Here is a 10,772-nt window from a genome sequence, read left to right on the forward strand (position 1 = left end):
AGCAGTCGGAACGACTACCGCGTTGCGTTCGCAGCAAAATCGAGGTCTCATCACTACCCTAGTCAGAGAACTCGAATGGCTTGCGGGATTCGAGAACCCGACAAATGAGATATTTTTCACTATGAGTTTTCCAGTATTCACGTGCCCCGGTCGTACTCGTCCGTGAACGCAGCTACTTCGCAATCAACGCGATAGCGATTCTAGCCAATAGAATTCCCTGCATCGGTCATCAGTAGGGATTCTTCTAAGAAGATGACTGCGATGACCGCTACGACGATGAAAGAAAAGGTGCTACTAGTCGCCACGATCACAGTATCATCCCTCGCAAGCGCTGCGTATAGGGTTATGCCCCCGGATACCAACAAGTGCAGCGTAGAACAAGCCAGCAGAGACCACGTCTGTCGGTGTTTTCTGAGTGATCCCGATGTAAATTACGGCGATGACCGTCCCGACCACGTAGGAGATGACCAGTGCCGTCTCCGGAAGGAGTTCGTCGCGAGTCTAACGAAAATCACCCATAGTTCCCACGTGACCATCGTCACGATAGCTGGGAGTACCGGAATGGTTCCCATACGGATCTCGTTACATATGTGTCATTATTACTGTTGGCACGGTAATAACCGGGTTGAGAGTCGAACCCCAACGACTGCCTCGGCTAACAGATCGATCAAGTCGTCTCGACCACGGCGGCGGTTTTTGACAGAGACAGCACGCCGTTCTGTCACACTTTCGCTACGCACTGTCGTCGTGCTCGCTGAGGTTTATAATCTCCTGTCATTTATCACGTCTACGCTTATTGTTTAGTGGGGTATCACGGAAGATATCGATGCAATGTCCCAAATGCGAACAGACGATGGTCGAACCGTACGAACAAACTCACCCGATGTGTGAACAGTGCGGACACATTCCGTCTCTCGGAGCGGACTAAAAGGTCTACTCTTCAGCGCTGCTGTTACTCTCTGTTTTACCGCGTCACTAGGAGTAGCCACCTATTTCCGTCGACCACGGGGAAACCAAGTATGGACGATGGAAAACAGACCCGGTTCGGCGCCAAAGGCGAATTAGAGACCGATAGTGAGACGGACGCGACTGATGACGAGTCGGAGTCGATTCACAGCGATTACGGCGACGAACTCGGCAAGAACGAGACCAAATCGGGAGCGAATCGGTACGTGGTCTCCAGTTTACTTCAGAAAGCAGTTCGGCGATCGGACGAGGAAATCGCGGCGTGGGCCGCGTGGGAGCTGGTCCGATCGGGATACGCGTGGAACTTCTGGAACCGGATCAACCTCTACGTCGTCGAAGACCTGCGAGCGGGTCACGAGATTGCCCTCGTGGTGAGTCGCTACGAGGAACTGGCCCGCGAACGCTGGTCTGAAGACTCCTGGCGCGGACGGCTCTGTGCGGTCCACGCCGCCCTCGCGGCTGCTCGAGCGCCGTCGTCTCGCGAGGCCGCACACGCCGACGATTACTTCGGTGAACTCTCGGAAGAACGGGCGACCGCACTCGAAGAGGACCGGGAGCCTCGGTACGATCATCCCCTCGATGAGCTCGAACCCGGCGGAACGTACGACGCCGTCTTCGATCAGCACACGTACGAGGGGAAGCGACTCGGTCGCGATGGCGCCTTCTTCAGGACACATGGCGCCCGCGTCGGTCCAGAGGAAGAACCCGAACTGAGCCGTCAGTGGCGACTTCGAAGTATGCGACTCGAGGATCGGGACTACACTGAAAACGAACTGGCCCGCGCCATCAGGCCGGTCGATCCAGACGATAAGTGGCCCGAAACAGAGGTGACTCGTCGAGAGGAGTAGTTATCAGCGGTCTGAGAAGCGGTCGCCGTATTCTGAGGAACGTCAGAACGCGCCCAGATGATCGTCCTGTGGTTCGTACAGTCCCCCGGTCATCCGCACCTCGTGGATCTCGTCTACCGTCTCACCGATTGATAGCCCCCGTTCGGACATAACTGCCGCAATGATCCCGATCGGGACGCCGTTCTCGTATTGCTCCTGTAACTCCCAGATGACATCCTTGAGACCGTCGCTCGTGACGTCCTCTTCTAAATCCAACTGTGCGCGTTTGAACTGTACCTCGTGACCCGTCACGCGATAGTGACGGCGGTAGAACTCGATGATCTCGTTCGGAGCGTCGATTTGCAGATCGACGTCGCACTCCGGACAGGACGCGACGTACGGTGCCTGATCTTGGGTACTCATGGGTTCTGTATCTGATTGTCGTGTTTCAGTAGTGATCGGTTATATCGCAGCGATACCATCACGAATCGTAGGCGTCCTGTGCGAGCTGGTGGAACTTGTGGACGGTGTGTTCGTTGGGACCGAGTTGGGCCTGTGCGAGCGCGCCGGTTTTGAGCCCTTCCCACTGGCGCTCAACCAGTTCGAAGTCTTCTTCCTGGAGTTGGCGACTTGTCCGGACGAACTCACGTTCCTCCTCCGAGAGTTCGCTGTCTCGGAAGTAGTAATCCGCGATCAACTGGAAGCGGTCAGTGTCGATGGGATCGATGATGTAGGTGCCGTAGCCGTCGGCGGTCCCGTACATGTTGACCGTGAAGTTCGGCCAGAAGTAGTGGAACTGTGCCTCGTGTTCGTCGTGGATGCGCATCTCGTCCTCGACGTCTTCGGCGTGGGTGTAGTGAAGCACCCAGTGGTAATCGTTGACCTCGAGTTCGGACTCGTTGAGCGAGATGCCTTTGATCCAGTCCTGATGATTAGCCTGGCAGTGATCACACTCCGAGTAGTTGCTCGCGAACACCTTCCAGTTACACTCGACCTCCGAGACGATCCGAGTGGCGTGCTCGTACTCCCCCAGCGGGAGCGCCTCGAGGCGGTCTTTCATCACGCCGGCCTGCTCGGCCAGCGGCATCGGATCGTCGCGCAGGTTCACGAAGAGCAGCGGCCCGATGCTATCGACGTGCACATCGTTCAGGGCGTTCTCTTCGGCGTCGAACTCCTGTACTTCCTCGTCCTCAAGGTCGGGATTCAGACCGGCTTCATCGAAGCTCTTGGGCGTGCTTTTGAGTTCTCCCTCGAGGTCGTACGTCCAGAGGTGGTACGGACACTTGATTCGCTTTGCATCGCCGGGGTCGGTCATCGGTGTATCCTCGACCATCTTCGAGCCACGGTGGGCGCAGACGTTGTCGAACGCCTTGATATCACCGTCGTGACCGCGGACGATAATCAGTTGTCGATCACCGATCGTCCGGGTGAAGTACTGGCCCGCTTCCGGGATGCAGTTGACGTGTCCGGCGTATACCCAGTACTGGCCGAACACTTCCTCTTTCTCTCTCTCGAAGATCTCCGGATCGGTGAAGTACTTCGCCGGTAACGCGTTCGACTTCTCCGTGATATCCGAGCTCACTACTTGCGTTTGTGATTCGTCCCACTGTGTCATACAGGACCACAGATGACACACCCATAAAAAACAGTTCACCTGTGATACTGAACCACACTATAAACTAGTGAGAATTCGGGGGTGTTGATGAACGGACGAAGCATCGTCCACACAGGAGAGCAACAACGCATTCGTGATCTCGGCTCGTGACCAGCCGGCGTGTTCCGCGTGATCAGTTACCGATCCTGGTGGAGGGTTGCAGTGACAGTGATCCAGGAAGGTGTCCCAGAAGAGTTCTGTCTCGTCGAGCGTGATCTGACTCTCACGCCGTTTTACGGGTAACGTGTCCGGAACGCGAACAGGAGGGGATGACGGAGGACGCAGCTACGAGGTGGTGCTCATCATTCTTTCTCAGCGAAAGCTCGTATAGCTGAGAGACGCGCTATGGCGGTGGATAGCACGGAGAATTGTGGCCTCAGCCGCTGATAGTGCTGCTGTGAATCCGCTTGGCGATCTCTTCACGAGTGTCTTCCTGATCGGGCTCGTGCGAAATTCTATGTGTGACGAGATCGATCAGGTTCAATTGTTCAAGTAACTCTTGGGTCCGTTCCCGGCCGAGGTCCAGTTGTCGCTGTACGTCGTACAGGGTCATCGACGACTCTATGGCGTCTGCAACCTTTTCAATCGTGAGGCCGTCCGGGAGACCGAGCCCGTCGGCAGCGAGTTGTGTGTTGGAGACGCCCTCGATCGGGTCGTCTCTGTCGGCCGCTGAATCCTGCTCCGACTCCGATTCGGGTGACGACTGCGCGTCCTCGGCACACTCTTTAGCGGCTACTCGGCCGTCTGTCTCGTCGACTGTGTCACCGGCATCTACCGCCGCTGTACTTCCGTCTGCCGTGCAGTTGTCCGCGTCGGCCTCGTCGGCTGTCTCGTACGATGTCGGCTGGTGTATGCCGGCTTCGGTCATGTATCGCCGAACGGTCTCTGAGGCGACATCCATCTCGATGTGCTCGGTCATTTCAGCGAACGTGTTGAAGGAATCGTACAGACACTGGAGATACTCGTCGTCTTCGTACGGTGGGAGGTCGTCGGTGCGTGCAGCGTCGAGTTTCTCCGCTACCTCGTTTCGGTCGCTCGCCGACTCCTCGTTCGCTGTCTGGGTATCCTCGTGCTCACCGATACCGTCCGTGTCGTCGACCGCTTCTCTGCGAGCTCCCGTCGCAGGACTCGCATCAGCCGATTCTGGCTCGTCGCCGGTCGCTTCGTCACTCTCGGCAGTGACTAGTGCTGACGGGACTCGAGAGTCACCGGTATCGGTGGTTACTGCTTCGGAACGCCGGTGCCCCGCCTCTGTCTCGAAAGTGAGCGTGAACGTCGCTACTAGGGAGCCATCATCGGTCACGCGAGCATCTTTTCGGATGGTCGATGCGTCTTCGGGTACGTACTCGTCTAACCTCGGTAGCATCGACGGGGAAAACTGTATTTGTATCCCCCCGTCACCCGTGATCGTCGCCGCCTGCGGTGACGCTTCGGTTCCCGATTCTGCTCCCGAACACAGGGAGACGGGAACATCGAGTGTGACGGTTAGCCCTGTCTCGGATTCCTGGTTGGGCGTCTCCGCTTCGACACTGTGGATCCTCCCGCCATCCGACTCGTATCGCCCGATCACTCGGGAGAGTTCTTTGAACGAGGTACTGATACCCATGGTATAGTAACACAATTATCTGCTTGGTAGTATAGATGTGCGTGAGGAATAGGGAACCTATTTATATAAAAACGGCTCAGAGATGAGAAACAAGAGCTGTCCTCTGTCCGACATATCTGGCAATAGTCCCTATCGCGCGCGGATTCGCGATGGGTACTACGAGAACTCTCTCTGTGACCTCGGTAGATGTGAGGTGATCGTGGAGGCGTCACAGCGCAGCAGTTCCGTTGAGTTCGATTCCGTGCTGTGCACCTGAACGTACACCGTCGGGCCGAGGCTGCCCTCGTACCGGTGGACGGTAATGGGAAATAGAGCCGGACGGCAACCGAGCGAGACGGCGCTCGGTAGCTGTATGCGTAACGCGCTTGCGCTTCATACTGCATCTCCCGGGTATCGAGGCTGTAAGTGGCGGAGAGGTCAGGCTTTTATGCGCTTCCCGAACAGCAGCCAGTGTATGCACCTCGAGAGCGCAATGTGGACCGACGTTCAGGGAGTAGAGACAGATCTAGCGATGGTGCCGATCGGCAGCACGGAACAGCACGGTCCTCACGCCCCGCTGGGTACCGACACGCTCAACGCTGAGACAGTCGCTGAGACCGCCGCCGAACGACTCGACGACCCCGTCGTTGTGTCCCCGGCAGTTCCGGTCGGCATCGCCGAGGAACACAGACAGTTTTCCGGAACGCTTTGGACATCCGAATCGACGTTCAGGTCGTACGTCCGTGACATCGTCGGAAGTCTGGCATCACACGGCTTCGACCGCGTCGTGCTGGTAAACGGTCACGGTGGAAACGCAGCGGCGCTCCGGGAAGTCGCCGGAGCGATCACGCGTCACGACGATGCGTACGCGGTCCCATTCACCTGGTTCGAGGAGGTCGGTGACTATACCTCCCGCATGGGCCACGGCGGTCCGCTGGAGACGGCATTGCTCCAGCACGTGAACCCGGACCACGTGCGCGAGGGGTGTCTCGACGACGCAGCCGCGGAAGCCAGCGATCGGTGGGGTGATTGGCAGGGACGAGTCAATCTCGCGTTCGACTCGGCCGAGTTCACCGAGAACGGCGTCGTCGGCGATCCGCGCGAGGCAAGCGCCGATCTGGGCGAGGAACTGCTCGACGCCACGAGCGAAGCGCTCATGGAGTTGCTCGAAACCGTGGCCGAGCACGATCCGGACCGCCCCACACATCGGTAACACGGTCGTACACCGGCGACTCGTCCTGACCACCGCTCCTATCAGTGTCTCACAGGGTGGGATCAATTCGACAGGAGGAATTTCTGGCGTAATCCGAGCGGTCTCCAACATGTCCTGTGTGAGAACTGCGCTTCAGCGGAGCCACAAAGGAGCGACTGAAAGATGTCGGGAGTTCAGTCGCTCACCGGACGAGTGACTCCGTGTCTCTCGCTGATCAGTCGTCTGCCGTGATCGCTTCCTCTTTGACGAGCTCGTTCCACCGTTCGAGGCCAGCTTCGGCAACTTCGCGGTCCTGGCTCACGGCGCCGCCGGAGACACCGATCGAGCCGACGACTTCACCGTCTCGCTCGAGTGGATAGCCGCCGCCGAAGATGACGATCTGGTCGTCGTCGGTCGTCTGGAGGCCGTACAGGGAGTTGCCTGGTTCGGAGGGCTCTGCCAGTTCGTGAGTCGGCATCTCCAACGCAGCCGACGTGTACGCCTTGTTACGCGAGATGCTCACGGAGGCCAGCCAGCCGCCGTCCATGCGGTGCTGAGCGATGAGGTTACCCTCGCTGTTTGCAACCGTGATTACCATCGGGTTGTCGATCTCGTTCGCTTTCTCTTCTGCCGCTTCTATCAGCTCTTTCGCTGTCTCCAGCGGAATGGACTCTACCATGCAAGAGGAAGATGAGACGTTGTCATAAAATAAGTTGCCGTTATTCTCTCGACATACAATATTATTTTTGGAAACTGATAGAGAATTATGTCTCATCAATGGCTATCTGTCCGGATATCCCCGAATTCGATTGATTGGTTCAGGAGACCGCAAAGGGGAGCCGTCACTCCGCGATTCGATGTTACTATCGTCAAAATAATATATAACTGTCACTTTATGCTTATTCGCAGTTTTACCGATGCCTCTGAACGACTGTTGGCGTGTCCGTGCACGGAACCGAGCGCCGTCGCTTGGCGATGATACCAGAGGATAACAGTGATGTCACTGTTATCTACAGCCGCCTCGAAACTCTAATTATAATTCCCCTATCAAGTTTTGCCGAAGATCTGGGTGAGCGATAATTATATTTGTACTCGACTGGCACCACGGAGTGTACAATCATGAACGCAGACGATAGCCTGCCGGACCAGGCAGATACCGTTATCGTCGGTGCTGGTATCGTCGGGTGCAATCTGGCGTATCAGCTCACCGAACTCGGCCGGGACGACATCGTCGTTGTCGACAAGGGGCCGATGCCGACGACTGGAGGATCCTCCAGCCACGCGCCGGGAATCATGTTCCAGACCGCCGAGTCGAAGATTCTCTCGAAGTTCGCCAAGTACAGCCGTACCCTGTACTCTGATCTGGAGGACGACGACGGCGTTCAGGCCTACAACGAAGTTGGTGGTATCGAGGTCGCGCGGAGCGATGAGCGGATGGACTACCTGCAGCGCCGCGTCGAGTGGGCCCAGTCCTGGGGGCTCCCGAACCCGGAGATTCTCTCGCCCGAGGAAGTCGAAGAGAAACTACCGCTCGTCGATACCAACGAGATCCAGGGAGGGTACTACTCGCCGACAGACGGCCAGGTATCCGGTGTCGTCGCATGCGCTGCCCTCGCCCGCGAGGCCATGGATCGGGGAGCAAAGTTCGTTCCGCACACCCGCACCGAAGACGTCGAGACCGAGAACGGGTCGGTCAGCTCGGTGATCACCGAAAACGGGACGATCGAGTGTAACGAAGTCGTCATCGCGACGAATATCTGGGCGCGTCAGCTGGGCGAGAAACTCGACGTTCACCTCCCGGTGACGCCGGTCGAACACCAGTACACGATGACCGAACCGCTCGAGGAACTCGCCGACAACCGGATCGACGTCAGCGATCACCCCTTGTATGAGAACTACAAGGACGTCTCCGGAGACAAAGTCGACCGCCTGCTCGCGGGTCCTGACCGGCCGATCCTCCGCGATCAGGACAACGCGATGTACTTCCGGACGCACGGGGACTCCTACGGAATCGGGTCGTACAACCACGAATCCGTCGTGCCCGACCCCCAGGACCTCGGCGACAACGAGGAAGACGCTGAACAGGGCTCGATCCACGAGTTCACCGAGTACCATATGAACAACGCAACGCACCCGGATCGACCGGACAAGGCCCCGCGACAGGCCAGCGACGAACTGTTACCGGCCACTGAGGGGAGGGAACTCGAACACAAGTACAACGGCATGTTCGCGGAGTCCCCCAACGGCCTGCCGGTGATGGGCCCGGTCCAGAAGTACGACGGTCTCTGGACTGCGGCAGCCATCTGGGTGACTCACGCCGGTGGCGCTGGCAAAGCTCTCGCCGAGTGGATGGAGAACGGCGTCCCCCGCCTTCCTGACGGGCCGATCGGTCTCCGTCACTGCAACGTCAATCGGTTCGACGCCCACGAAGGCAGCTGGGACTTCGCTCGAGACATCGGTGGCGAGGAGTACCGCATCGTCTACAACATCATGCACCCGAAGTGGGTGTGGACGGACCACCAGCGCGACATCCGCCGCACGCCGATGTACCACAGCCACAAGGAACTCGACGCCGAGCTGTGGGCCGAAGCCGGCTGGGAGGAGCCCCACTGGTTCGATTCAAACGCCGACTTGCTCGCCGAGTACGGTGATCAGATCCCGGACCGTGAGGGCTGGGAAGATAAGTACTGGTCGCCCATCGAGGGTGCAGAGACACTCCACGTCCGTAACAAGGTCGGCCTCCACGATATGACGTCGTTCAACAAGATGGAAGTTATCGGAAGCGACGCCGGGGACTTCATCCAGCACCTCTGTACGAACGACATGGACCTCGACGTCGGCGATGTCCGGTACACCCTGATGTGTAACGAGAACGGTGGCGTCCGCGCGGACATCACCGTTACGCGCGTCGACGACGACCGCTACCTCCTCCTGACGACCGGTCGCGAGGTCGGAAATAACCACGTGGCGTGGGTCAGCGATCAGTCCCCCGAAGACGTGGTCGTCAACGACGTTACCTCCAGCCTGGCGGCGATGGTCTGTACCGGTCCGAACGCGCGGAAGGTGCTCTCGAAGGTGACGGACGTGGACCTCTCCGACGAGGCGTTCCCGTTCTTCACGAGTCAGCAGTTCTTCATCAAGAACGTACCCGTTACCGCGCTCCGGGTCTCCTACGCCGGCGAACTCGGTTGGGAGTTCTACACACCCTCCGAGTACGGCGAGCAGCTCTGGGAGCATCTCATGGACGCCGGCGAAGAGTACGACATTCGTCCGTACGGCAACGGCGCGCTAGACGCGCTGCGCATCGAGAAGGGCTTCCGGCTGTGGGGGGAGGACCTCCACACCGAGCACAACCCCTATGAAGCGGGCCTCGGGTGGGCCGTCGACCTGGAGACCGACTTCATCGGGAAGGAAGCGGTCGTTGAAGCAGCCGAGGGTAACAACATCGACCACAAGGTTGCATGCCTGACCCTCAACGACGAGGAGGCGACGATCCTCCCCCACCGTCCGGTCCTCGACGGTGACGACCCGATCGGCTACGTGCACAGCGCTGAGTACGGATACACAGTCGGCGCCTGCGTCGTCTACACGTACCTCCCGCCGGAGTACGCGGAGCCCGGGACCGAACTCGAGATCCAGTACGAGGGCGAACGGTACGACGCGACCGTTCGCGAGGAGCCGCTACTCGATTAAAAAGAGCGCACTCGACGGCGCACTGGGGTCTATCGTCTGATTTTTTATTTTCCTTCGACGGGATCGACTCTCTGCTGTGCGATCAGAGGGACTATCGCCATCGGAAATTGATAGTCTATTCGCACTTCGATTGGCGAGACCTAGTCTACCCGGCAGTTGGCCACGAGTTCGTCAGTGACAGTGGTGGTCCAATCCGTGACGCGACGTCTCATGGGAGTCCCGGCGAGGTCGGTGACCGCCTTGTCCGGTTCGCCGAAGTGCGTTGAACGGCTGCCGGCGATAATGAGGCGCGCGCATGCACGGTCGTCCGCGCGGCACTGTACGAAGCTTCGTCGGAGACGGGGTACTCTTTTACACCGGAAGCGGATACGTCCAACCGATGCACCTTCGCGCACCCGACCGACTCCTCCGCGTGGATCTCTCGACGGAGTCGGTAGAACGCGTTTCCGTCCCGGACGAGTGGCGACGACGCTACGTCGGTGGCAAGGGTCTCGGAGCGCGGTACCTCTACGAAGAGCTGGACGCCGGTACAGACCCGCTCGGGCCGAACAACGTCCTGCTGTTCATGGTCGGCCCGGTCTCGGGACTTCTTCCGGGAGAGAGCCGCTACGCAGCTATCACGAAGTCCCCTCTGACCGGGAGTTTCCTTGACTCGTACGCCGGAGGGACGTTCCCGGCAGTGCTCGCGGGCGCGTTACACGACGCCGGCGGCATCCTCGTCACCGGCCGGGCGTCAGAGCCAATCCGACTCGTCGTGGCGGACGGTGACGTGGATATCGAGTCGGCCGAGACCTGGGGAGAGGGTACCGTCACCACTGACAAGCATTTTTCCGACGCCGCGGTCGCCTGTGTCGG

At 58.8% G+C, this 10,772-nt stretch carries 8 protein-coding genes and 2 pseudogenes; 4 read left to right on the forward strand and 6 right to left on the reverse strand.

Translation table 11 applies throughout. The features are described from left to right. The first annotated feature begins 1,019 nt into the window (after positions 1 to 1,019). Complete coding sequence (locus tag PGX04_RS28200) at positions 1,020 to 1,814, forward strand: hypothetical protein (RefSeq protein ID WP_273741517.1); 795 nt, start codon at positions 1,020 to 1,022, stop codon at positions 1,812 to 1,814. Between the two features lie 42 nt (positions 1,815 to 1,856). On the opposite strand, the gene PGX04_RS28205 is transcribed toward PGX04_RS28200, so the two are convergent. The 4 genes and pseudogenes from PGX04_RS28205 to PGX04_RS34835 form a co-directional block, all read right to left on the reverse strand. Beyond that, a complete protein-coding gene (locus PGX04_RS28205; RefSeq protein ID WP_273741518.1) occupies positions 1,857 to 2,216 on the reverse strand; it encodes a hypothetical protein in 360 nt (119 codons plus the stop codon). Positions 2,217 to 2,274: 58 nt separating this feature from the next. Continuing rightward, the gene (locus tag PGX04_RS28210; RefSeq protein ID WP_273741519.1) at positions 2,275 to 3,408 is read right to left on the reverse strand and encodes an aromatic ring-hydroxylating oxygenase subunit alpha; all 1,134 of its coding nucleotides are present in this window, start codon (positions 3,406 to 3,408) and stop codon (positions 2,275 to 2,277) included. A gap of 415 nt (positions 3,409 to 3,823) precedes the next feature. Beyond that, positions 3,824 to 5,053 carry a DUF8073 domain-containing protein gene (locus PGX04_RS28215; RefSeq protein ID WP_273741520.1) on the reverse strand — a complete coding sequence of 410 codons (1,230 nt, stop codon included), beginning with the start codon at positions 5,051 to 5,053 and terminating at the stop codon, positions 3,824 to 3,826. Between the two features lie 133 nt (positions 5,054 to 5,186). Then, positions 5,187 to 5,429, reverse strand: a pseudogene (locus PGX04_RS34835) (succinylglutamate desuccinylase/aspartoacylase family protein); the annotation flags it as partial. Between the two features lie 78 nt (positions 5,430 to 5,507). Between PGX04_RS34835 and PGX04_RS28220 the strand changes: the two are divergent. Then, positions 5,508 to 6,245: a creatininase family protein gene (locus PGX04_RS28220; RefSeq protein WP_273741521.1), complete on the forward strand. Its 738-nt coding sequence runs from the start codon at positions 5,508 to 5,510 to the stop codon at positions 6,243 to 6,245. Positions 6,246 to 6,459: 214 nt separating this feature from the next. On the opposite strand, the gene PGX04_RS28225 is transcribed toward PGX04_RS28220, so the two are convergent. Next, on the reverse strand, positions 6,460 to 6,903 hold the full coding sequence (locus PGX04_RS28225) for a GlcG/HbpS family heme-binding protein (protein WP_273741522.1): 444 nt from the start codon (positions 6,901 to 6,903) through the stop codon (positions 6,460 to 6,462). Between the two features lie 440 nt (positions 6,904 to 7,343). Between PGX04_RS28225 and PGX04_RS28230 the strand changes: the two genes are divergently transcribed. Further along, positions 7,344 to 9,917 carry an FAD-dependent oxidoreductase gene (locus PGX04_RS28230; RefSeq protein ID WP_273741523.1) on the forward strand — a complete coding sequence of 858 codons (2,574 nt, stop codon included), beginning with the start codon at positions 7,344 to 7,346 and terminating at the stop codon, positions 9,915 to 9,917. A gap of 143 nt (positions 9,918 to 10,060) precedes the next feature. On the opposite strand, the pseudogene PGX04_RS34840 reads toward PGX04_RS28230, so the two are convergent. Further along, positions 10,061 to 10,201: pseudogene (locus tag PGX04_RS34840) on the reverse strand (molybdenum cofactor guanylyltransferase); the annotation flags it as partial. 95 nt (positions 10,202 to 10,296) lie between these two features. Between PGX04_RS34840 and PGX04_RS28235 the strand changes: the two are divergent. Then, positions 10,297 to 10,772: aldehyde ferredoxin oxidoreductase N-terminal domain-containing protein (locus PGX04_RS28235; protein WP_273741524.1), on the forward strand; the 476-nt coding region annotated here is incomplete at its 3' end.

The sequence above is a fragment of the Natrinema soli genome (assembly GCF_028618695.1).